We start from the raw sequence: 24,306 nt of genomic DNA, 5'->3' as shown, positions 1-24,306 counted from the left end.
TTATGAATATTAAAAATAATATTTTTGTTAAAAACGCACATCTTAACAACCTTAAAAACATAGATGTTCTCATACCTAAAAACAAACTAGTGGTAGTAACTGGTGTGTCTGGTAGTGGGAAATCGTCTTTAGCCTTTGATACTATTTATGCCGAAGGGCAGAGGCGTTATGTGGAGAGTTTAAGCTCCTATGCTAGACAGTTTTTGGGGCGTTTAGAGAAACCAAAGATAGACGATATTAAAGGCTTAGCACCATCTATCGCCATACAACAGAAAGTAATTTCTTCTAATCCAAGGTCTACAGTAGGAACTTCCACCGAAATTTACGATTATCTTAAATTGTTATTCGCTCGTGTGGGGCGTACCTATTCGCCTGTATCTGGTGATGAGGTGAAAAAGGACAGCATTTCTGATGTTATTACTTACATAGAAGAAAATCCTAATCAAGAGTTTCTACTCACAGCATCGCTTTCGTTTGCTGATGGTGATTTTAAATCACTATTAAATACACTAAAAGTTTCAGGATTTACTAGGTTAGAAATTAACGGAAATATCGCTGAAATAGAAGATTTAGAGAGTTTTGGCTTCGTTCCTGAAAAAGAGATGTTGCTTAATTTGGTTATTGACCGCTTTGTTTACGAGGATGATGAGTATTTTCTGCAACGCCTAGCAGATTCTATCCAAACGGCCTTCTACGAGGGGCACGGCTCCTGTGCTTTAAAAAATATTGAAACTCAAAATATAAAACATTTTTCTAACCTTTTTGAAGCTGATGGGATTTCGTTTTTAGAACCAAATCTTCATTTTTTCAGTTTTAATAATCCTTACGGAGCGTGTCCTACTTGTGAGGGCTATGGTAAAGTGGTTGGGATAGACGAAGATTTGGTAATTCCTAACAAAAGGCTTTCGGTTTACGAAGATGCTGTCGCTTGTTGGAAAGGAGAAACGATGAGCGAGTGGAAAATGCACTTTATCAAAAATGCTCCAGATTTTCCAATCCATAAACCGTATTTTGAACTTCCTAAAGAGCAAAAACAACTTTTATGGAGAGGAACAGGAGCTAAAAACTTTCCGTGTATAGACCAGTTTTTCCGTATGTTGGAGGAGAATTTGTATAAGATACAATACCGAGTGATGCTCTCTCGTTACAGAGGCAAGACTAAATGTCCCGACTGCGAAGGTCTAAGATTAAGAAAAGAAACCGAATGGGTAAAAGTAGGAGGGCATAACATACAATCGTTAATGGAGTTGCCATTAGACGAACTTCTGCCTTTAATTAAGAACCTTAAACTCACCAAACACGAGCAAGAAATTGCTAAAAGATTACTCTATGAAATTACTACTAGACTAGAGTTTTTGTTAAAAGTAGGCTTGGGATATTTAACGCTAAACCGTACCTCTAATACTTTGTCAGGTGGGGAAAGTCAAAGGATTAACTTAGCGACGAGCTTAGGGAGTTCTTTGGTTGGGTCTATTTATATTTTGGACGAACCTTCCATTGGACTACATTCGCAGGATACCGAGAATTTAATAGAAGTTCTAAAGAATTTAAGAGATTTAGGCAATACGGTTATTGTTGTGGAGCATGATGAGGATATTATGCGTGCCGCAGATTATATTATAGACATAGGTCCAGAAGCAGGTTTCCTTGGGGGAGAGTTGGTCTTCGCAGGCGATTTTAAAGACCTCAAAGAAGCCGATACTTTAACTTCTAAATACCTTACAGGAAGGCTAGAAATAGCAGTACCAAAAAGGAGAAGGAAAGCTAAATCGTTCATCAATATCAAAGGAGCTAGGCAAAATAACCTTAAAAATATAGATGTTGATATTCCTTTGGAGAATTTGGTGGTGGTTACGGGGGTGTCGGGCTCTGGTAAATCTACATTGATGAAAGAGGTTTTGACTAACGATATTCAAATCCAGTTAGGAATGGGAGGCAAAAAAGCCGACTATGATTATGTGGAATTTCCACCTCAACTTGTGAAGCATATAGAATTGATAGACCAAAATCCTATCGGAAAATCCTCTAGGTCTAACCCTGTAACTTATCTTAAGGCTTATGATGATATTAGGGATTTGTTCGCTAAGCAGCGTCATTCTAAAACTATGAATTTGAAGCCTAAGCACTTTTCGTTTAATGTAGATGGTGGGAGATGTGATGAGTGTAAAGGTGAGGGTATTATTACCATATCTATGCAGTTTATGGCAGATGTGGAACTAGAATGTGAGCATTGTAAAGGAGCAAGATTTAAGTCCGAGATATTGGAAGTTAAATTTGATGAGAAAAACATTGCAGATATTCTACAAATGACGGTAGATGAAGCGATTGATTTCTTTAGTGATAATAAACAAGATAAAATAGTTACTAAACTAAAACCATTGCAAGAGGTAGGTCTAGGCTATCTTAAACTAGGACAAAGTTCTTCTACGCTTTCAGGTGGGGAAGCTCAAAGGGTAAAGTTGGCTTCATTTTTAGTGAAGGGCGTAACTACGGAGAAAACGCTTTTCATCTTTGATGAACCTTCCACAGGGCTTCATTTTCACGATATACAAAAATTATTAACCTCATTACAGGCACTTATAGAGCTGGGGCATTCTGTAGTAGTTATAGAGCATCAGCCAGATATTATTAAGTCAGCAGATTGGATCATAGATATAGGTCCTAATGCAGGTAAATATGGCGGAGAAGTGGTTTTTGCTGGAACACCTGAGGATTTAGCAAAAGATAAAAAATCCAAAACTGCTAAATTCGTAGCCGAAAAACTTTAAAGTAATAAAAAAGGTATCTTGTTTATAGTGAGATACCTTTTTTTATTTGTATTACATTGTAATTACAATTTAAACTCTAGTTTAACATTAAAGAAGCGTCCTGTAAGTCTTACAGGGACAGGGTAAATGTAACCTGTGTTGGCATCGTTAATCCATTGGTTAGAAATGGTATTATTGATGTTGAATGCATTAAACACCTGAACGCCTAAAATCAATTCTTTAAAATTTCGCCAAAAAGGAGAATGAGCTTTAAAATCTTTTTGGTCTATAAAAACTTTGGATAACCCTATATCTACTCTTTTGTAAGCAGGGAGTGTTTTTTGATATTGATAAGGGTCGGCAAAAACAGACGCTCCGTTAGGTAGTCCACTAGCGTAGATTAAAGTAAGATTGACTCTCATACTAGGGAACTTAGGCATATAGTCTTGATAGAACATAGCAACCCTAAATCTTTGGTCTGTTGGTCTTGGGATATAGCCTTTGTTATCAATGTTTTCAAACACTCTAGCATAGCTTAAAGATAGCCAAGAATCTACTCCAGGAACAAACTCTCCAAATAATCTCGTATCTATACCATAGGCATAACCTTCGGAATTGTTTTGCCCAGAATATCTTATACGAACATTATCCACATAGTAAGGGATAAGGTGGTTCATCTTTTTATAATAGGCTTCCGTAGTGAGCTTAAATAGGCGATCTTTCCATTGAAATTCGTAGTCGTTGCCTAAAATGAGTTGCAAAGACTGCTGGGCTTTTATATTAGAATTAAAATTGCCTTCCAAATCCTTTATTTCTCTATAAAAAGGAGCTTGGTAGTAAATGCCTCCTGCTAGTCTAAATAGCATATCTGTATCCCAATCAGGCTTAATGGCTATTTGTAATCTAGGAGAAATAATGGTTTGATTATTAAAGCTCCAATGTTGCGTCCTGACACCTCCATTGATGAAAACTTTGTGCGTTTGCCAAAAGAATTTTTTAGAAGCCTGAACATAAGCTGAAAGTCGGCTAGGCTGTATATCGTTTTGTCCTTTAATATTGAATTTCAATTTTAAGTCCGATGGGTCTAGCTGTCCAATAACCGCGGAGGCTCTAGGCGTACTGTAGCCTAAAGAGTCGGCAAGTTGCCATTCATTGGTATAGTCTTGCAGAAATTCTTTTTCGTATTTAATTCCCACCTCATAGTCTGTGTTTACATCAGGCGAAAATCTAGCTCTAAATTGAGACCCTAAAGTTCTTACTAATAAATCATTTCTAGCGTGGTCTATCTGTCCACCTATATCATAAGAAACGGTTGGCTCTCCAGTAGCAGGGTTGTAAGCCTGTAATTCGTAGGCAGAAGAGATAGTATAATATTCTTTCTCTCTGTTCTGATAAGCAAAATTATCTAACGAGAACTTCCATTTTTTATTAGGTTTAAAATGAACCGAAGCCGTCCCCATCATATTTTTATAAGTATCGTTTTCTCTTCCGTTGTAAAATACGGTAAGTGTCATTGGGGTTTGCAAAGTCCCAAAATTAACTTTTCGTTGTTTGGGAAGCATCGTGTAGTCATTTTTAGCATAATATCCAATGAAAGATAATTGCCATTTAGGGTTGATATGATAATTGATGAAGGTTTGAATATCAAAGTTTTGAGGGTTAAAATCCGTATCTTCATTGAGTGTGTTAAGAACTAGATTGGTATTACGATAACGCCCTGAAACCAAAGCGGTTAATTTTTTATCTTTAGATGCACCGCCTAGCGTTAGTCTACCTCCAATAAGGCTGGCTTCTCCTGATAGTTCTGTTTTTTCGGGTTCTCTATAATAAACATTAAGAGCAGACGACATCTTATCGCCGTATCTAGCTTCAAATCCACCTGAAGAAAAATTAACAGTAGAAACCATATCAGGATTGATGATGCTCATACCTTCCTGTTGGGCATTTCTAATGAGGAAAGGACGGTAAAGTTCCACATCATTGATGTAGATTAAATTTTCGTCATAATTTCCACCTCTTACCATATATTGGGAAGAAAGTTCGGTATTGGAGTTTACCGAAGGCAAAGTTTTAATAAGTCCTTCAATACCACCTGAAATAGAAGCAATTTGTTGTGCTTCTTTAGCCGAAATACTGGTGTTGGTAAGGTCGGTTACTTTTTTCTTGGTTCTCTTTTGGAAAACCACTTCTTTTATCTCTTTAGTCTTCTGAGCTACTGCTAGGTAGGGCAATATTGCTAAGATAAGATATATCTTTTTCAAAAGCGATATTTTTAATGATTTTGATACTAAATAATAGCTTCTCTTATTTTGGTAAGTTTAGCTAACAACGCGTCTAGTTGTTCTAGAGGAAGCATATTAGCCCCATCAGATTTTGCGTTTTTAGGGTCTGGGTGTGTTTCTATAAATAGTCCGTCTGCACCTACAGCAATCCCTGCTTTAGCAATGGTTTCTATGAGTTGAGGTTTTCCACCAGTTACACCAGACTCTTGGTTAGGTTGTTGTAAAGAGTGGGTTACATCTAATATTACAGGAGCGTAATTTTGCATCGTTGGGATACCTCTAAAATCTACTACCAAATCAGTATAACCAAAAGAATTGCCTCGCTCTATAATGGCAACTTTATCGTTTTGGCAGTCTTTTATTTTTTGCACTGCAAATTTCATTGCCTCGGGAGAGAGGAATTGTCCTTTTTTTAAAGTGATGCATTTTCCTGTTTTAGCAGCAGATACGAGTAAATCAGTTTGTCTTACTAGGAAAGCAGGTATTTGTAGCACATCTACATATTGTGCGGCAAGAGTAGCGTGTTCGTTTTCGTGAATATCCGTTGTCGTAGGAATTCCAAAAGTATCACCTACTTTTTTAAGAATTTCGAGAGCTTCTTCATCTCCTATTCCTGTAAAGGAATCTATCCTAGACCTATTGGCTTTTTTAAAACTTCCTTTAAAGATATAAGGGATTTTATATTTGTCCGAAAGTTTTACAATATGTTCTGCTATTTTCATTGCCATATCTTCGCTTTCTATAGCACAAGGTCCTGCTATTAGGAAGAAATTAGAAGAATTTTTATGACTGATATTATCTAAATGTTGTTTCATTTTTTTTGAATTTTAATAAGGTATAAAGTTAAAGTATTTTTTTGAATGACGAAATACAGATTTTTCTAACGATACAAAAATAAAAACCTCAACTGTAATAATCAATTTTGAAGTTTGATAGTTAAGTTGAGGTAAATCTATTTTGTTTTAGACGGTTTCTTTTTCAAAAAAAGAAAAACTCACATTTCCGTATTTTCTAGTTTCTTTGAGATGTTGGTGTTCCAATATCATTCGGCTTTGATGCTCCAGCACGAAAAGTCCGTTTTCCGCAAGAATAGGACTGTCTAAAACTGAATTGATTAAATCGTAATATTTTTTTTCAGGTAAATCAAACGGTGGGTCAGCAAATATTAAATTGAATGATTTAGAATGATTTCTACCCTTTTTTAACCATTCAAAAACATCACTTTTTTGGACATTTATTTGTAAGCCAAAACCCAACTCTTGGGCTGTAGATTGTATAAATGCAGCGTGCTTAGGGTTAAACTCTACCGAAGTAATGTCTTGGCAATCTCTAGAAGCCAACTCTAAAGATATAGAGCCAATCCCTGCAAAAAGGTCTAGTGCAGAGATGTAAGGTAGCTCTAACCTATGTTCTAATATGCTGAATAAAGCCTCTTTAGCAAAATCTGTTGTAGGGCGAACTTCAAAATTTTTGGGAGCTAATATTCGCTTAGCTTTCCACTTTCCAGAGATAATTCTATACATAGTTTTAGTTGTTATTGAGAAGTATTTAGCTCATAATGAAGTTCTTTTGAGGTAAGTTGTCAAAAACCACTTTTAAATTCTTGACAAACTTCCCAAGCTCTGATATAAAAGTCTCGTTTTCGGTAGTCTCTCCATACACATAGAACTGAGTGTCTGTAATATTAAATCCTATTTTGCTAAGGGTAAACATAACGAAATAAAGAAAATCTACCTCCGAATTTACATCTAGATTGTTATAAAGGATAACCTTTTTATTGTCTAAAGCAAAAAACTCGCACTGATGATGATATAGATTGATGTGGATTTCCTTTTTATTCCCAGCATCAAGTGTATTTAAGAATTTTTCTCCAGAGAAGTTAAAATGCGTAGAAATACCTTTGCTTTTGATTTTTTTATAAAATAAATCTGGCATCGTATAATAAAACTGAACGCCATATTTCTTATTTACAGAAAGCATTACTTCCTCTTTGTCTTTATCTACTAGAGCATTGTAAGAGATAAGCTCGTGAGCGACATCGTGCTGAGAAAAAGTAGAAGGCATCAATGTGAAATGATTGAGGGTAGAAATTACATCTATACTTACTATAGAAGGATGGTTTAGAATTTCCTCTAACTTATTGATTAAATAATCACTAGGGGAATCTTCTGTGATAAAAAAAACTTTTTCTTCTTGTACTTCCTTACCACTAATAATTTGGTACTGGAGTCCTCCTTTAGTAAAAAGTAAAACTAATTTTTGCATAACCCATAATGAACTCGTGCAAAGTTACTAATATTTTTTTACTTAGAATAAAGCGGTAGGGGCTTAATAAAAGGGTATTCTTTTTGATTGTTTTCATACTCATAAAAAATAATTATCTTTAAGCACAATAAAAAATGTCTAAAATGGATTTAAAAAACAAAGTAGCATATATCACAGGAGGTATTAAAGGTATCGGTTTTGGAATTGCAAAAGAACTCTTAAAAAATGGATTGAAAGTCGCTATTAGTGGGAGAAGTACGGAAGCTGTAGAAAAAGCAGTTTCTGAATTGTCAGAGTATGAAAACAAAATCATAGGCGTAGTATCTGATGTTAAAAACTTTGAAGCAGAACAAGAAGCGGTTAAGTATATAGAAACTAAGCTAGGCAATATAGATGTAGTAGTAGCTAATGCAGGTTTGGGTTACTTTAAACCAGTAGACGAAATGTCTTTGGAAGAATGGAATGCTATGATAGATACTAATCTTACGGGAGCTTTCCATACGATGAAAGCAACCGTGGAATCTCTCAAGAAAACACAGGGGTATTACATTAGTATTGCTAGTTTGGAGGGGGCATACTTTTTTGAAAAAGCGTCAGGATATAATGCGTCTAAATTTGGTCTTGTAGGTTTTACCCAAGCAGCAATGTTAGATTTAAGAAAGTATAACATTAAAGTTTCTACCATTATGCCAGGTTCTGTAGCCTCTCACTTTAATGGTAACGAACCTTCGGATAAAGATTCTTGGAAGATTCAACCAGAAGACCTAGGGGAAATAGTGGTAGATTTACTTAGAATGAATCCTCGCACTTTACCTAGCAAAATAGAGGTAAGACCATCTAATCCAAATAAATAATTATGCAATAAATAAATTTTAATACCAAACGTTATGCATGCATAGTATATTCTTGTTATATTAGCAACGATTTATAAAACATAAAAAATTAAGAAATATGAAAATATTAGTTTGTATCAGTAGTGTTCCAGATACTACATCTAAAATCAACTTTACAGCGGACAAATCAGCTTTTGATAAAAACGGAATTCAGTGGGTTATCAATCCATTAGATGAGTTTGCACTTACTAAAGCGATTAAATTACAGCAATCAAACGGAGCAAAAGTAACCGTAGTTAATGTAGGAGATGCAGGTACAGAAGCGGTTATTAGAAAAGCGTTGGCTATAGGTGCAGATGATGCTATCCGTATTAATGCAGAGCCGCAGGATAGTTTTTCGGTAGCTAAAGAAATCGCAAATGTAGCTAAAGAAGGTGGTTATGATTTAGTTCTTTGTGGTAAAGAATCTATTGATTATAACGGTGGAGCAGTGCCAGCAATGTTGGCTCAGTTTTTAGACCAACCTTTCGTTAATGCATGTGTTGGGTTAGAGGTAAACGGTTCTGAAGTTACCGCAGTAAGAGAAATTGATGGTGGTAAAGAAACTGTCTCTGTATCACTCCCATTGGTAGTTGCTGGTCAGAAAGGTTTAGTGGACGAAAAAGAACTTATTATTCCAAATATGAGAGGTATTATGTCTGCAAGAACTAAGCCTTTTAATGTGCAAGAGCCGTCTCAAAACGAAGTAAAGGTAAGTGCCGTGTCTTTTGATAGCGTTCCGCCAAGAGCTTCTGTTAAGCTATTCTCACCAGACGATTTAGACGCTCTTGTAAAAGCTCTTCACGAAGAAGCTAAGGTAATCTAAGGGAGTTTTATTATAATATAATTTAACATATAAAAACAAAAATAATGGCAATATTCGTATATACAGAAAATATAAACGGTGTTTATAAAAAAGCAGCTTTTGAAGCGGTATCTTACGCTAAAGCTGTAGCAGATAAAGCAGGAACTAGCGTAACGGCAGTAAGCATCAATGCTACAGATAGTTCAGAATTATTATATAAATATGGGGCAGAGAAAGTTATCCATATTAAAGATGAAGGGTTAAAATCTTTCAGTGCTAAGGCTTATGCTAAAGCTATAGCGGAAGTGGTAGATGGAGTAGTGGTTTTTCCACATACTACTGATGCGGCTTCTGTGGCACCAATGTTGGCAGTTCTCAAAAATAGTTCTCTTATTACTAATGTGGTAGAAGCACCTACTTCGGTAACACCTTTAGAGGTTAAAAGAAAAGCTTTTTCAGGAAAGGCTTTTATGGTAGCTAAAGCTGATGGTAATGTAGTATTAACAGTTTCTCAAAACGCATTTGGAGTAAAAAAAAATCCAGTTTCAGGTTCGGAGGAAGAGAAAACTTTAGGTGTGGCTAATACAGATATAAAAGTGGTAAACCATGAACAATCTTCTGGAAAATTAGACCTTAAAGAGGCAGAAGTAGTAGTTTCAGCAGGTAGAGGAATGAAAGGTCCTGAAAATTGGGGAATGGTAGAAGAGTTGGCTCAAGTTTTAGGAGCGGCTACTGCTTGTTCTAAACCAGTTTCTGATATTGGTTGGAGACCTCACTCTGAGCACGTGGGACAAACAGGTAAAGCGATAGCACCTAATTTGTATGTTGCAATAGGTATTTCTGGAGCTATTCAGCATTTGGCTGGGGTTAATTCGTCTAAAACCATTGTGGTTATCAATAATGACCCTGAAGCACCATTCTTTAAATCTGCGGATTACGGTGTGGTAGGCGATGCTTTCCAAGTGATACCTGCTCTTACCGAAAAAATAAAAGCGATAAAAGGAGCCTAAATTTTATCATAAAATTAAAGAAAAGCCACCATACTTATTCAAGGGTATGGTGTTTTTATATATCTTTGCTCTATGGATTATAAAAAGCTAGTTATTAGAGGTATTTCTTACAGCCAAACACAATCGGGGGCTTATGCTTTGCTTTTAGAAGAGGTGGAAAGTTCTATAAAATTACCAGTAGTTATAGGTAGTTTTGAGGCTCAATCTATATCTTTAGCTTTAGAGAAAGATTTGAAGCCTGTTCGTCCTCTTACACACGACTTGTTTGCTAGTTTTATTAGAGATACCAATTATAGTTTAGAATATATTGTCATTTATCAAATTATAGATGGTGTTTTCTTTTCTCATATCCATTTCAAAAATAATTCTACAAGAGAAACCTTGTTTTTAGATGCAAGAACTTCTGATGCTGTAGCAATGGCGGTGAGATTTGGGGTGTCTATTTACACTACCAAAGAAGTTTTGGAAGAGGCGGGTATTCTTTTAGAGATACAACAACTAAACGAGGAGGACGATATAGTTACAGAATTTCATAATGAAAAACAAGATAATAGAGTGTCTTTAGAAGAGCTAAGAATGCAGCTAGACGAAGCGGTAAAAAATGAAGATTTTGACTTGGCTTTTCAGTTGCAAGAAGAAATTAAGAAACGACAAAGACCAATAGACTAAAACATACTAAAATGAATATAAAACTAAAACTTACTGTACTTAATTTTTTACAGTATTTCGTGTGGGGAGCTTGGCTTATTACGATGGCTACTTTTTGGTTTGATACTAAGCAATGGGGAGGTGCAGAGTTTGGGGTTATATTCTCCACAATGGGGATTGCCTCTATCTTTATGCCTACTTTGGCAGGGATAGTAGCAGACAGGTGGATAAATGCTGAAAAACTTTACGGGATATTACACATTGCGTATGCAGGGACGCTTTTTTATTTGCCTCATGCTTCGAACCCTACGGCTTTCTTTTGGGTGATGTTGGTAGCGATGGTGTTTTATATGCCTACAATTGCGTTGTCTAATTCAATCAATTATCATATTCTTAAAGAACATCATTATGATGTGGTTAAGGTATTCCCTAGTCTTAGAGTTTGGGGAACGGTTGGGTTTATTGCAGCGATGTGGGCTACCAATCTTACAGGAAATAAAGCGTCTGAAAATCAGTTTTATATTGCGGCGATAGTAGCGGTGTTGTTGGGTATTTATGCCTTTACACTTCCGAAGTGTCCACCACAGAACTTGATTCCTAAAGAGGCTTCTTGGCAAGAAAAAATGGGCTTCAATGCGTTTAAACTATTTAAGAGTTATAAGATGGCATTGTTCTTCTTGTTCTCTATGTTTTTAGGTGCTGCGTTACAACTTACAAATGCTTATGGAGATACTTTTTTATCAGACTTTGGTAAAAATCCATTATACAAAAATAGTTTAGTGGTGGAGCGTTCTACGATTATTATGTCTATTTCTCAAATATCCGAAACGCTGTTCATTCTGGCGATACCATTTTTCTTAAAGAAATTTGGCATCAAAAAAGTGATGTTGATGAGTATGGGAGCTTGGGTGCTTCGCTTTGGATTCTTTGCTTATGGTTCTCCAGAAGGCTTTGGATTGGTGCTTATTATTCTATCGTGTATTGTGTACGGTATGGCGTTTGACTTCTTTAATGTATCGGGTTCGTTATTTGTGGAGGCGACAACAGACGAGAAAATTCGTTCCTCAGCACAAGGGTTATTTATGATGATGACGAATGGTTTTGGGGCTATTATGGGTAGTGTAGTGAGTGGTAGAATGATAGATGCATTCTTTTTAGATGCTTCGGGTAATAAAATGTGGCACGAGATATGGCTAGTGTTTGCGATATATGCCTTAATAATTACGGTTCTTTTTGCGGTAATGTTTAAGCATAAACATAAGCCAGAAGAAGTGGCAACAGTAAAACATTAGAATTTTATATTTATCAATACAGAAGGCAGACCAGTTGAGAAATTGGTCTGTTTTTTTATTGATTTGGATATGAGATATATGAGGGTAATTTGTTATATTCGTGCCGATAAAAGTAGTAATGTCTCAAAAAGAAAAAGACTTTTCGGAACTTATTAAAATTAATCAAGGGCTTATCATCAAAGTTTCTAGAATGTACACCAATACGCTAGAAGACGAGCAAGATTTGTTTCAAGAAATTGTGCTACAATTATGGCGTTCTTTTGATTCTTTTAATGGTCAGTCCAAAATATCTACTTGGATGTATCGGGTGTCTTTAAATACAGCCATTACACTTTTTAGAAAATCCTCAAAATCACCTAAAACAAACGAACTTAATGAAGGTTTTTATAATACTCCCGAGGATAATCAGCATGAGCAAAGGCAACAAGTAGAACTTCTTTACAAAGTGATAAAAAAGCTACCCGAGGTAGAGCGAGCTATTGTAATGATGTACTTGGATGAATTGTCCTACAAAGAAATCGCAGAAACTTTGGGGATAACAGAGGTTAATGCAAGGGTGAAGATGAATCGTCTTAAAAAAACTTTAAAAACACTAATGGAACAATATGCCTAATTTTGATATAGATAAAATGAAAGAGGTTTGGAAAGAACAGCCTAAACCCACTTACGATAATCAGCAGATAGAACAGATGCTGAATAGGAAATCTCGCAATTATGTAAAAACTATTTTTTGGATAAGTGTCGCAGAGTTTCTTATAATATTGGCTTTTAATATTTATGGTTTTTGCTCTGTTAAGAGAGAGCCAGCCTTGCTGAATGTTTTTAATAAAATGAACATTAAAATAGGTACACATTTAATAGAAAACTATCATAATATAGAGTTATTTATTAAAGGGGCAAGCCTTATTCTTACGCTTTTGTTTGTGTTGCTTTTTTATTACAGTTATCAAAAGATAAGTATAGAATCTAACCTTAAGAAATTTATCACTCAGATTATTAAATTTAGAAGAATAGTAAATGCTTTTATCCTAGCTAATTTAGCGATGTTTCTTGTGATTATGTTGGGGTATTTGGTAGAAATTATTTACTTGGCTTATGTACAAAATGTTTCATTTTCAGAGCCGAAATTCTTGGTGTTTTTGGTAAGCTATATTGTATCTATCTTTTTGGGAGTTGGGTTTATATGGCTTTATTATAGACTGATTTACGGTATTATTATTAAAAGACTAAATGAAAAATTAAAACAACTTCAAAACCTATCATAAAGAAAGAAAATGCTCTTATAATAAACGATTGTGTTGGTTTTCCAAATTTGCTTTTTAAGTTTTAAAATATTACCTTTACGCCAAACGCTATAAAATTGGAAAGTAAAGTAGAAAAAACCTTAGTGTTATTTGCACATCCGTTTTTAGAATATTCGGTATTTAATACTCATCTTATTTCATTTTACCAAGATAAAGAAAATATTACTTTTAGAGATTTGTACGAAGAGTATCCTAATTTTCATATTGCTGCATTTAGGGAACGAAAAAGGATTAAAAACTACGACAAACTCATCTTTCAGTTTCCGTTGATATGGTTGGGTATTCCACCATTACTTAACTTATGGCTGAGCGAAGTTTTGGATATGAAGTGGCTGAGTAAACAAAATGAAAATCTACTCGCAGGGAAAAAAGCGATGATAATTGTAAGTGCAGGAGGTTCAGAGCATTCCTATACCAGAGGCGGAATGTATGAGAAATCCATAGAAGACTTTATATTGCCTCTTACTAAGAGTTTAGAAACTCTAGGAGTATCGGTAGAGAAAACACTTTGTGTGTATGCCGCAAAGCAAAAAACAATAGAAGAAGTTAATGAAATCCAACAGGAAATTTCTAAATTTTTGAATTAATGTCAGAGAGTTTATTTAAGATTACATTGGTCTATCTAGGGGCTGCTATTTTTTTAGTACCTATTGTAAGGAAGTTTGGTTTTAGTTCGGTTATAGGCTATATTTTAGGAGGTATTTTGGTAGGACCTTTTGCATTGAAACTTACAGGTAATGCAGAAGATGTGATGCACAGTACCGAATTTGGAGTGGTGATGTTACTTTTCATTATTGGTTTGGAATTAGAGCCTCGTAAATTCTGGGCTATGAGGAAAAGCATTCTAGGGCTTGGCTTTTCTCAGATGGCATTTACCTTTGGATTGATATTCCCAATATTGCATTTAGCAGGGTGGGAGGTTACCACTAATATTGTGGTTTCTATCGCATTTGCTATGTCTTCCACGGCAATTGTTTTACAAACATTAAAGGAAAAAAACCTATTTAATACCGTATCTGGAGAGGCTTCGTTTTCCACTTTATTGTTTCAAGATATAGCGGTAATTCCTATTTTAGCGTTATTACCGATGTTGGCAGGACAATCCGAAGGTGGCGGAGAAAAATCAGTGCTGATTACTTATTTACCAGAATGGCTGCAACCCTTTTCGGTAATATTAGGTGTGGGAGTGCTTATTCTTTTAGGTAGATATCTCTTCGTACCGTTTTTAAGATATGTATCTCGCTCAGGAATGAATGAGTTGCTTACCGCATCGTCATTATTCTTGGTGGTAGGAGTTTCCGAGTTGATGCTACTCGCAGGATTAAGCCCCGCTTTGGGAGCCTTTTTAGCAGGTGTGATGCTCGCCAATACCGAATTTAGACACGAGTTAGAAAGCCAAATAGACCCATTTAAAGGTTTGCTTTTGGCGGTTTTCTTTGTGAGTGTAGGTTCTACAATTAACTTTAATGTGATACAGCAAGACCCATTATTCATATTCTCAATGGTTGTTATGGCAACATTGGTCAAATTTGGGGTATTATTCTTAGTAGGGAAGATGTTTAAAATGAGTAACGACCAAAACTTCCTCTATTCCTTCGGAATGTCCCAAGTGGGAGAGTTTGCCTTTGTAATTATCACTTTTGCGGTTAAACTCAACTTGTTAGATTTAGAAATAAGTTCTCAAATGATTTCCGTTGTGGCGATTTCAATGATGATTACGCCATTTTTACTATTGCTAAATGAAAGGGTTATCGCTCCTAATTTCAATGTTAAATTTGAAGAACCTGTATCAGATTTAATTTCAGAACCTATCAAACAGAAAAAAATAATTATTGTAGGTTTTGGGCATTTCGGGAGTACCGTAGGTCGTTTACTAAAGGTGAGTGGTATAAAAGCCACGGTCTTGGATAACGATTCTAACCGTGTGAACCTTCTTAGACAGAAAGGTTTTAAAGTATATTATGGTGATGCTAAAAGGGTTGAAATTATGAGGGCAGCAGGTGCTGAAAATGCCGAAATATTGGTGTTGTGTTTAGACGACCCTGAAAGTAACAAGTATATGATTCAGATGGCGAAATCTCATTTCCCTCATTTGCAAATATTTGTTAGAGCTAGAAACCGTTTAGATGCTTACGATTTTATTAACGATGGTATCCACAATATTTATAGAGAAACCTTGGAAACGGCGGTTAATATGGGTGTGGATATTTTAAACGCGTCGGGCTTTAGAAAATACGCTGCAAGAAGATTAGCTAATAGATTTATCGCTATAGATAACGATTCTACCATTCGTTTAGCGAAACAAGATATAGACAGCGATACCACATTTACCATTAAAGAATCTCTGGAAAGGGAAGCTCGTCTATTAGCCGATGATAACATCTCGTTTGAAGATGAACACTGGCTAGACGAAGATGAAGAGGTGGAAGAAGGAAAAAGCTAAATAGTGAATATTTTGCAGTGATTTAGAGCCTAGACATCAAAAATAAAACTATCTTTGCCGAATTTTTGGTTTAGCCTATTGGGTTAATTAAAAGGGAATCAAGTGAAAGTCTTGAACTGTCCACGCAACTGTAAATTGCTTTAATAAAGTTTCTACATTTTATTGCCACTGTATTATTGTTATGCGGGAGGGCGTAGGAATGCAAAAGTCAGGAGACCTGCCAAACGAGTAATATTTTTAATAAAAACTTTCGGAGGAAGAGTATTTTATATGGTAAGATTAGTTTTGCTGACGAGTCTATCGTCGGTCTTTTTTGTGCAAGCTCAACAGAAGGAAACGGTTATAGATACTGTAGCCATCAATCTGGTGTCGCCTACTTTGCTTTCTGTGGGACACGAGGTGGTTAAAGTTGATTTAAAGAACAATCCAGAGATTTTTATAGAAGGACTACTCCAAAAGCAGACGGGAGCGGTTATTAGGAACTACGGTTATGGTAATTTAGCATCAGTTTCTATAAAGGGACTTTCGCCATCTCAACATTTATTTACTTGGGAAGGCATTCCTATCAACTCCTCTTTAAATGGGCAAGTAGATGCTAATATTATCAGCTCTAATGTAAGCAGTAGTTTAACCTATCGTAGTGGCTCGGGGAGCAGTGGTTTCGGGAGTGGAGCGTTGGGCGGAGTGTTCGCTTTAGAATTTAATCCCATTTTTGACGAGCCAACGCAATACAGGTTAGAGAATACCTTAGGCAGTTTTGGACTTAGTAGAAATAGCCTTTCGGTACAGAACAATACTTCTAGATGGAGCTGGAATGTGGGGACTAATTACCTTCGTTCGGATAACGAATTTCCGTTCCGAGATAAATTTGGTAAGAAAGGTAAAACAGGAAATTCAGGATTTGATGTCGCGGATATTTATCTTAACAGCGTCTATAAACTTGGTGGGAAGCATAAAATTTCCTTTAATATTTGGAATCAATGGGCGTCTAGAAATGTAGGAGCTACCGAAGCACAGCCCATAGCACAACAAATTCAAGATGACGAAAGCACTCGTATGCAAGTGTCTTGGTTTTATCATAATAGAGGTTTTGAACAGCAGTTGCAATCTGCCTATACCAAAGAGTTTTTTAGGTTTAGAATGAATGCCAAAGATGGTGGGACGGTTAGTTTTGCCGAAAACTATTTTGCCAACTATATTGCAAAGTTAGCATTTAGTAAATCATTGGTAACGCTGGGGCTTCAGTCCAAATATACCACAGGAGGTGGAGATAATCTAAGGATTAGTCCGTTTAAAGAGTGGCATTCGTTTGTGAATTACCGTTATAATTTTAACGATTGGAGTGTGGTCTCTGCTAATTTACGAAAGTCATTTTCATCTTTGTTTAGCATTCCCATTACTTATGATATGGGGGTGGAATTAGAGCCTCTGAAACATTTAAGTATCAAGGCTTCTTATGCCACTTCTTACAGGCTACCTACTTTTAACGATTTGTATTGGAAACAAGGTGGAAATCCTCTACTAAAGCCCGAAGCAGGGAAGATGGGAGAGTTAAGTGTAGGCTACAAGTATAAAAATACGCAATCTATAGGAGTGTCTGTGCATTATGGTGAAGTGAAAGATTGGATATTGTGGTATCCTAATGATGTTGGTTTTTGGACACCTACTAACTTAGATTTTGTTATTACTAAAGGTGGACAAGCAAGGTCTTCTCATCGTTTTGTTTGGAATGGCGTAGGGCTTAATTTTAATAATTTATTGACTTACACTGAAACCTATAATCAGCGAACTCAAAAATCACTTATCTATATTCCTAGGTGGAACTATTCTAATACTTTTAGTTTAGATTGGAAAAAATACCACTTAGAGCTAGAACATTTATTCACTTCGGAGAGAGCCACAGACCAGATAAATAGAGATTTTTTAGCACCTTATCACTTGTGGAATGTAGGTTTAGGGTTTGATTTCAAATTAAAGAACATTAGTAATTCTCTTAACATTAGAGTTCAGAATATTCTAGACCAGTCTTATAATACAATGCAGGGCTATCCTATGCTAGGCAGGTATTTTTTAACTACTTTAAAAACTAATTTTTAATATCCATATTTTATGAAGAAATCACTAGCTTTTTTATCGGCTGTAGTGTTACTTACAGCGTGTAACAGAAACGAAGACTACACTCCAAAAGGAGATTATGAAAATGGCTTTTTTATTTTGAATGAAGGCTATTTCGGTCAGAACAATGGGAGTTTAGATTATGTTTCTTATGGTTTTTCTAATACAGAAGAAAAGGTGTATCAAAAGGTAAACAGCGAAGCACTAGGAGATACGCCACAGTCTTCTTACCGAAATGGAGATGACCTTTACATTGTTGTTAATAACAGCAATAAATTGGTAAAAGTGAACAGATACACCATGAAAAAACAAGCCGAAGTAACCACAGGGCTTAAAAACCCTAGATATATGACGGTAGTTAATGGTAAACTTTACATTACCAACTGGGGCGAAGGTCTTGATAATACAGACGACTATATACTGGTGCTAGATGCAGCCACTTTAAAAGAAATCGCTAAAATACCGGTAGATTATGGGGTAGAGAAGATATTCTCGTTCCAAAATAAGATTTATGCATTGCTACAAGGAGGGTGGAGTAAAAATAACAAACTAGCCGTTATCAATCCGTCTAGCAATGTGGTAGAGAAATATTACACTATTGGTTACAATCCTAATGGTTATTTAGTAGAGGATAACAAAGTGCTTATTACTTGTAAGGGAGATGGCTTTTACGATGCTAGTGCTAACTGGGCTTACACTAGCACGGTGGACGGTAGCATTTGGACGCTTACTGCCTCTGGAGTAGAAAAAACTTACGATTGGGCTCAAACTTCTGACAAAAAGGAAAGTATTCAGGAAATTGTAAAGGTTAATCAGTCTTATTTCTTTTTAGTAGATGGCAAACTACATAAAGCAGCAGTAGGCTCTGACCTTACTAAGAGTACCCAAGTTTCCGAAACTTCTTTCTATAGATTATCTAAACTAGACGAGGTTTTTGCAGTAGGGCTAGATGGCAGAAATGCTAAGGCTTTATTCTTTAACGAAGCAGGTTTACAGAAAACCATTTCTACAGGGATTTATCCTAACAGCGTAGTGGAGTAGTTAAGGGAGTTTATTTCTTTTCACTCGGTCTATAGCGAGGTTGAGCTCGTTGCCTAGGAGTATGAGGATAATGTTGAGATTAACCCAAATCATCGCTAAAATAATAGTTCCTATTGAGCCGTAGAGTACATTGTATCTGGCGAAATTTGCAGCGTAGAAGATAAATCCATAGGTAATGAGTACAAATAACAAGGTGGTGAGTACTGCTCCAGGAACGGCAGACAGCCACCTTTTCACTTTTACACACCCTACCCAATAGAAAAGACTTAACAAAATAAAATAAAACAACGGGAATGAGATAAACCCAATAATTTTAGATAGATTAACAATAAGCCAGTTGAGATTGTATTTAGGCGTGAATAGTTTAAGCACCACTTCGGAGTAGTAAATCCCAAAAAGAGAGAGAAATATCAAGGTCACAAAGGCTAGAGTAACTAAGATAGAAATGGTGTATTCTCTGATGAAAGTCCTTTTGGAGTCGGTATTTTCATTAAACCCATTGATGAGGGAAAATGTGCCATTAGTAGCAAACACCAAAGCAAAAAGTATGGTAAGTTTGCTAATGCTTTTCATATTGGGGATAATGCTGTTCTGTATGTACTCCGTAACATCGTGCAACATATGTGTGGGGAGTATATTAGCCATAAACACCTCAAAAATATAGAACTGGAGCTTATCATAATGAGGCATATAAGGCAAAATAGATAGTAAAAACAGCAGGAATGGGAAAATACTCAAAAAGAAGCTCCACGAAATACTAGCGGCTTGTTTTACCACATTATTTTTAAATACCCCTTGCCCGTAGATTTCAAACATCTTCCACAAAGAAATTTCTAAAACAGGAAGGTGGATAGAATCTGAAAAACGGTGAATTTTTAAAAGGAATTTAGGGGTCTTTAATGCCATTAAATCTATATTTGTACCGCAAATATATTAAAAATAAATTTTTTGCTTATGCAGTTCAAATTGATATGTATCGGAAAAACAGACCAAAAGGAAATACAAAACCTCATTAGTTACTATCATAAAAGGCTACCTAAATACTATAATTTTGACATCGTAGAGCTTCCAGATATTAAAAACGCTAAGAACCTCACTCCAGAAGTAATTAAAAAAGAGGAAGCTAAACTATTTTTCAACCATATAGAAAGTACGGATACCATTATTTTGTTAGACGAAAAGGGCAAACAGTTTACCAGTAGGGCTTTTTCGGAGCAAATCAACCATTATATGAATGCGTCTATTAAGCGGGTGTGTTTCTTGATAGGTGGGGCGTATGGCTTTTCGGAAGAGATTTACCAACGGGCTAATGATAAACTTTCTCTTTCTAAAATGACCTTTACCCACCAAATGATAAGACTATTCTTTGTAGAACAAATCTACCGTGCGGACCAAATCTTGCAAGGCAAACCTTATCATAACGATTGAGGTATCACCAATTTCTAAGATGAGGTGGTCTGATACCATATCAAAATAAAACTTAAATGAAGTTTAGGGAACACTTCCCCATTACTATAGGGAGAGCCTCCCCACGACCGTGGGGAGGCGTTTCTCATTACGCTAGGGAATGGCTCCCTATTTAGCCAATAACCACTGGTGCCGAAAGTACACCCACTCTAGGCTCTTTAGTCGTAACCCCACCTTTAGCATATTGCGTGGTAATACTTAGCTCATAATTACCCGCCTCCAAATCCGAAGGCACAAGAATGAGTAACCTCGATGGCTCATTGAGTACAATACTGTCTTTGGTTAGCTTTACCTCATTTTGCTTGTCTAAGTTTTTAAAGACGATACCGTTTTTAGGGTTATCACCGTCTATTTTAATGAATGTAGCTTTGCCTTCGGTAAGTATACCATTTGCTTTTTCTAAAGCTTTATAAGTAATACCGAAATACTTATTAGGCTAGATTGTTTGCCCAGTATTTCTACCCTAATATCTATATATAAGGTTTTTTTAAGGTCTAGTCTAAACCCTATTTCACATTTACCTATGCCGAATGTTTCTTTATTATCCTGACTCTTGTCTTAAAAGAAACGCTTAATGACAATATTCATATCAGTTCAGCTGTACAATACCAACACTAATACTTTATGGCTATAACCCGTTGTGCATTATGAAATGAAAAAAACAAGAGTTGTTTATTAGACTGAAAATCAGTATATTGTTTTTGCTATAAAACGGTATAAATGAACAACATAGAGCAAATATATGAAAGAATTTTGGAAGTTTTAGGACTTTTTTCAGAAAATCAACTGATTAGTTATCAGAGAAGAACACCTAAAATGAGCGATTTAGAAGTCATAAGTCTTAATATTACTGCTGAATACTTGAGTATTGATAGCGAATTACAGTTATTTAGAAAATTGCCAAACTCTCTGATAAACAAAATTGAAAGAAGTGTTTACAATAAGCGAAAACGAAGACTATCCCTACAAACAGAGCAAATTAGACAGCGTATTTCGATGGAGTTCAATGAGTTTGAAGATATTTTTATCGTTGATAGCATGCCAATGAAAGTTTGTGAAAACGCTCGTTCTACTCGTTCAAAAATTTGTAAAGAGCAATCCTATTCTTCACCAACATATGGTTATTGTGCTTCACAGAAATTATATTTCTATGGCTATAAACTACACGCAGTATGTTCTTTAAATGGTGTGATTAAGAATTTTGATATAAGCCCTGCATCCGTTCACGACATCCACTATTTAAAAGATATTGGTGAGCAAATGCGAAACTGTACTTTAATTGGAGATAGAGGCTATTTATCAGCAAAAGTTCAAATAGATTTATTTAACTATGCTAATATTAAATTAGATACACCAATGAGAAGTAATCAGAAAGATTATATTCCTCAATTTTCATTGTACAAGAAAAAGCGAAAACGAATTGAGACATTTTTCTCTCAACTTTGCGACCAATTTATGATTAAAAGAAACTATGCTAAAACTTTTGAAGGCTTTAAAACAAGGATAATCAGTAAAATAACCGCCGCAACGGTTATTCAATATATCAATAAATTTATCTTCCAAAGAAAATTAAATCATCTAAAAATCAGTATTATTTAAAATGCACAACGAGTGGCTAGAATCTATTATTATTTCCGCTTTTGTCTACATATCTTTTTATAAGTTTCTAGAATTTCAGTAATATAATCTAACTATTAAAAAAACTAACACTTAGTATTATTCTTAGCCGAGAAATCATGATATAATAAACAAAGAGATCCTAATTTCTATACTAGGAAATGGGTTAATCGTGGAGACAACGGATTCCATAGCCGTTTGCACGATAGAAATTGCCACCCACATTACTATTATTACTATTGAAAAATAGATTCCATGAGTACATGTTAGAGTTTTGATTGCTACTCCACAAATTACCAACACTTTGAATATATACATTTCCATTGAGGATGCCGCGGTAGCCACTTGCAGGCAGACGAAGATTTATTTCATTCCACATTTTGGTGGATCTAGTAAAAGAATTAGTGCCCGCTGTATAACCTAAGATAGAATTATGTAAAGCCTCTTGCTCAACATTTGTAGGCACATGATAACCCTCAGGGCAAGGGTTATTAGAGCCATTGATCTGCCATAAATTTTTTTCAGTAGTTGCATTATTTAAGGAATCATTTACCCAACTCGCATTGTTTGAAGTATAATTCGTGATAAAATTACTATGACCAGGGTTCGTCCAAGAAGAAGATAAAGATGCCGTCGGGCTATCATACTTCGGTGTACCGCTTACGGAAGAGATCCAGTTGATGAGCTCGTGTCCATCAGGATTACGCTGCCATTGGAACAATGAACCATAAGCACGCCAATCCTTCTTGATTTGGTTAGCGGTAGGGTCAGTTAAAGGGGCGCCTATATCATCAAAAGACCCCGCTTGTCGAGTAGGGTTAAACCATTGTGAACCAACCTTAGTATATTCTGCACCGAGATTGTTACTAAGCCAAATTTTACCATCTGGTCCTGTAATTGGGGTATAAATAAATTCGTGCTCTCTTTCTTTAGCTCCATAGCCTACGCAGTCAAAAGTGGTCTTACCGAAACAACGATCAGGGATACCACCAATCCCTTTGAGTACTACATTATACTGCTGTCCGTTGAGTATGAATGGGATAGTAGTAATATCATACTCTTTTCCTGGTTCTAACATTTTTACTAGATACTCTCCATCTCCATCTACATTTATTGTGGCTTCTAAAACACCAGCTGTGCTGAAATTTCCTCCTGGAATATTAAGAGTAAGGGTATTAATATCACCATTTTGTCCTTCGGCTGTAGTTACTGCCTGGGAGGTTACTGTATTGTAGGAACCATTACCATCGGTATAAGGAATTCTAACCACTAACTTACGCGTTGTGTTATTAATTTTCCCTTGATAATCAGAACCAGTATATTGTAAAGACGGTATATACTCTGTTCTAGAACTAGAAATACTAGCGGAACCCAAGTTTACTTGTATTTCTTGATTGGCTTCAACTCCAAATTTAGAAAAATTAGCCTGTAAAGTTCCTGCTTCAGGTATTCCATCCATCGTATACCATAACATTGCTGACTCTCCAGAATTTAGGTTAATGAGATTTCCAGAAGAGCACGATTCCATACTGCCTACAAGTTCATTGCCATTAAGTTTTTGCCATTGACAGACTGAAGTTGTAATTGTAGCCATACCATTTTGAATGGTAACAACGTCAGCAAAAGACGAACTAATATCAGAAAATGAATTGTTCTCTAATTTGAATTTGACCTTTTGGCTATTGTTGAAGGCAATTCCGTTCATATAAGATCCCTCAAAACCTTCAGGAGCTACTATCAGGTTTGTGTTTTGTACCCCTTTATTGAGCAAGCAAGACCATTTGTGAATACCTGAATATAAGCCTAAATATATCTCTAGACATTTTCTTTCTGTATTGTAAATTACAGTCCCTTCTTCGGCAGTATCAGAAAATTTAGTTCGCTCATCTGTGGTGAACTTAGGAAATAGCACCCCTTGTGGCTGGGTATTAGGAACTTGGATATTTCTCTTCACCTCTAAGGTGGCTCGGGGTGTGTTGGTATTGATGCCGACTTGTGCTTGTAATGCCATAGGCAGAAAGATAGCATAGAATAAAATCTTTTTCATAAAATATATAGTTTAAAATTTATAGACATTGGGTTTTAGAGTTTGGTGGTTCGAATTAAGGGTCTATGAATACGTAAGCCTATTGAAATTTAAACCTTGAACTTGTAAAAGACGCCTCCACCTTCTAATAACACACAAAACGAGAAGGCAGGCTAAAACAAAAAGTGTAAAATACCCCTTCTTTACGCTACAATCCCCTAATCCAAAACAACCTATTCAGCTGATGAAAAAGGAGGGCTTCTAACGGGTATTTATGAAAATAAACGTAGCGTGTGATAAACACCAAATGCTCCCAACAAAGATTGGCAGGATAATATTTTGTTTTAACGCTAAAAGTCCAAAGAATTTTCT

Annotated in this window: 21 protein-coding genes and 1 riboswitch; of the genes, 14 read left to right on the top strand and 7 right to left on the bottom strand. The window is 35.8% G+C overall.

The genetic code is table 11. The features are described from left to right. Positions 1-2 precede the first annotated feature (2 nt). A complete protein-coding gene (uvrA, locus tag VIX88_RS03445; protein WP_064970274.1) occupies positions 3-2,768 on the top strand; it encodes an excinuclease ABC subunit UvrA in 2,766 nt (921 codons plus the stop codon). Positions 2,769-2,830: 62 nt separating this feature from the next. Here uvrA and VIX88_RS03440 read toward each other — a convergent pair whose 3' ends face one another. From VIX88_RS03440 to VIX88_RS03425, 4 genes are all read right to left on the bottom strand, one after another. Further along, complete coding sequence (locus tag VIX88_RS03440; protein ID WP_214194037.1) at positions 2,831-5,008, bottom strand: TonB-dependent receptor plug domain-containing protein; 2,178 nt, start codon at positions 5,006-5,008, stop codon at positions 2,831-2,833. Positions 5,009-5,034: 26 nt separating this feature from the next. After that, positions 5,035-5,844 (bottom strand): 3-deoxy-8-phosphooctulonate synthase, encoded by an 810-nt coding sequence (gene kdsA / locus VIX88_RS03435; protein WP_109474891.1) that lies wholly within the window; start codon positions 5,842-5,844, stop codon positions 5,035-5,037. A 147-nt stretch (positions 5,845-5,991) separates the two neighbouring features. Further along, positions 5,992-6,552 (bottom strand): RsmD family RNA methyltransferase, encoded by a 561-nt coding sequence (locus VIX88_RS03430; RefSeq protein ID WP_064970271.1) that lies wholly within the window; start codon positions 6,550-6,552, stop codon positions 5,992-5,994. 25 nt (positions 6,553-6,577) lie between these two features. Then, a complete protein-coding gene (locus VIX88_RS03425; RefSeq protein ID WP_064970270.1) occupies positions 6,578-7,294 on the bottom strand; it encodes a DUF3822 family protein in 717 nt (238 codons plus the stop codon). A gap of 134 nt (positions 7,295-7,428) precedes the next feature. Here VIX88_RS03425 and VIX88_RS03420 point away from each other — a divergent pair, with 134 nt between their 5' ends. The 11 genes from VIX88_RS03420 (at position 7,429) to VIX88_RS03370 (ending at position 18,824) form a co-directional block, all read left to right on the top strand. After that, the gene (locus tag VIX88_RS03420; RefSeq protein ID WP_064970269.1) at positions 7,429-8,148 is read left to right on the top strand and encodes an SDR family oxidoreductase; all 720 of its coding nucleotides are present in this window, start codon (positions 7,429-7,431) and stop codon (positions 8,146-8,148) included. 97 nt (positions 8,149-8,245) lie between these two features. Further along, a complete protein-coding gene (locus tag VIX88_RS03415) occupies positions 8,246-8,992 on the top strand; it encodes an electron transfer flavoprotein subunit beta/FixA family protein (RefSeq protein ID WP_154212613.1) in 747 nt (248 codons plus the stop codon). Positions 8,993-9,036: 44 nt separating this feature from the next. Then, complete coding sequence (locus tag VIX88_RS03410; protein WP_013447223.1) at positions 9,037-9,981, top strand: electron transfer flavoprotein subunit alpha/FixB family protein; 945 nt, start codon at positions 9,037-9,039, stop codon at positions 9,979-9,981. A gap of 72 nt (positions 9,982-10,053) precedes the next feature. Further along, complete coding sequence (locus VIX88_RS03405) at positions 10,054-10,650, top strand: bifunctional nuclease family protein (protein WP_013447224.1); 597 nt, start codon at positions 10,054-10,056, stop codon at positions 10,648-10,650. An 11-nt stretch (positions 10,651-10,661) separates the two neighbouring features. Next, positions 10,662-11,921 (top strand): nucleoside permease, encoded by a 1,260-nt coding sequence (locus VIX88_RS03400; RefSeq protein ID WP_064970267.1) that lies wholly within the window; start codon positions 10,662-10,664, stop codon positions 11,919-11,921. 118 nt (positions 11,922-12,039) lie between these two features. Next, complete coding sequence (locus VIX88_RS03395; protein WP_004917778.1) at positions 12,040-12,534, top strand: RNA polymerase sigma factor; 495 nt, start codon at positions 12,040-12,042, stop codon at positions 12,532-12,534. Further along, the gene (locus tag VIX88_RS03390) at positions 12,527-13,186 is read left to right on the top strand and encodes a hypothetical protein (RefSeq protein ID WP_064964570.1); all 660 of its coding nucleotides are present in this window, start codon (positions 12,527-12,529) and stop codon (positions 13,184-13,186) included. The genes VIX88_RS03395 and VIX88_RS03390 overlap by 8 nt, the downstream gene beginning before the upstream one ends. 95 nt (positions 13,187-13,281) lie before the next feature. Further along, entirely contained in the window at positions 13,282-13,812 is a 531-nt protein-coding gene (locus VIX88_RS03385) for an NAD(P)H-dependent oxidoreductase (RefSeq protein WP_064970266.1), read from the top strand. Further along, a complete protein-coding gene (locus VIX88_RS03380; protein WP_064970265.1) occupies positions 13,812-15,668 on the top strand; it encodes a monovalent cation:proton antiporter-2 (CPA2) family protein in 1,857 nt (618 codons plus the stop codon). Before VIX88_RS03385 ends, VIX88_RS03380 begins: the two co-directional genes overlap by 1 nt. A gap of 49 nt (positions 15,669-15,717) precedes the next feature. Beyond that, positions 15,718-15,908, top strand: a riboswitch (cobalamin riboswitch). Positions 15,909-15,938: 30 nt separating this feature from the next. Further along, positions 15,939-17,765, top strand: a complete 1,827-nt coding sequence (locus VIX88_RS03375; protein WP_064970264.1) for a TonB-dependent receptor domain-containing protein — start codon at positions 15,939-15,941, stop codon at positions 17,763-17,765. Positions 17,766-17,777: 12 nt separating this feature from the next. Next, entirely contained in the window at positions 17,778-18,824 is a 1,047-nt protein-coding gene (locus tag VIX88_RS03370) for a YncE family protein (protein WP_064968241.1), read from the top strand. Here the strand turns inward: VIX88_RS03370 and VIX88_RS03365 are convergent, their stop codons facing one another. Then, the gene (locus tag VIX88_RS03365; protein ID WP_064970263.1) at positions 18,825-19,730 is read right to left on the bottom strand and encodes a YihY/virulence factor BrkB family protein; all 906 of its coding nucleotides are present in this window, start codon (positions 19,728-19,730) and stop codon (positions 18,825-18,827) included. A gap of 48 nt (positions 19,731-19,778) precedes the next feature. Between VIX88_RS03365 and rlmH the strand changes: the two genes are divergently transcribed. Continuing rightward, the gene (rlmH, locus tag VIX88_RS03360) at positions 19,779-20,252 is read left to right on the top strand and encodes a 23S rRNA (pseudouridine(1915)-N(3))-methyltransferase RlmH (RefSeq protein WP_064970262.1); all 474 of its coding nucleotides are present in this window, start codon (positions 19,779-19,781) and stop codon (positions 20,250-20,252) included. A gap of 151 nt (positions 20,253-20,403) precedes the next feature. On the opposite strand, the gene VIX88_RS03355 is transcribed toward rlmH, so the two are convergent. Next, entirely contained in the window at positions 20,404-20,643 is a 240-nt protein-coding gene (locus VIX88_RS03355) for a DUF4469 domain-containing protein (protein WP_237190445.1), read from the bottom strand. A gap of 368 nt (positions 20,644-21,011) precedes the next feature. On the opposite strand from VIX88_RS03355, the gene VIX88_RS03350 reads away from it, so the two are divergent. Next, positions 21,012-21,890 carry an IS982-like element ISRa1 family transposase gene (locus tag VIX88_RS03350; RefSeq protein ID WP_127919822.1) on the top strand — a complete coding sequence of 293 codons (879 nt, stop codon included), beginning with the start codon at positions 21,012-21,014 and terminating at the stop codon, positions 21,888-21,890. Positions 21,891-22,074: 184 nt separating this feature from the next. Here the strand turns inward: VIX88_RS03350 and VIX88_RS03345 are convergent, their stop codons facing one another. After that, positions 22,075-23,955, bottom strand: coding sequence for an FISUMP domain-containing protein (locus tag VIX88_RS03345; RefSeq protein ID WP_153937551.1), 1,881 nt, complete (start codon positions 23,953-23,955; stop codon positions 22,075-22,077). Positions 23,956-24,306: the final 351 nt, after the last annotated feature.

It is taken from the genome of Riemerella anatipestifer (assembly GCF_035666175.1).
In the GTDB taxonomy this organism is placed as follows: Bacteria; Bacteroidota; Bacteroidia; order Flavobacteriales; family Weeksellaceae; genus Riemerella; species Riemerella anatipestifer_D.
This window is presented reverse-complemented; position numbering and strand designations above follow the sequence as displayed.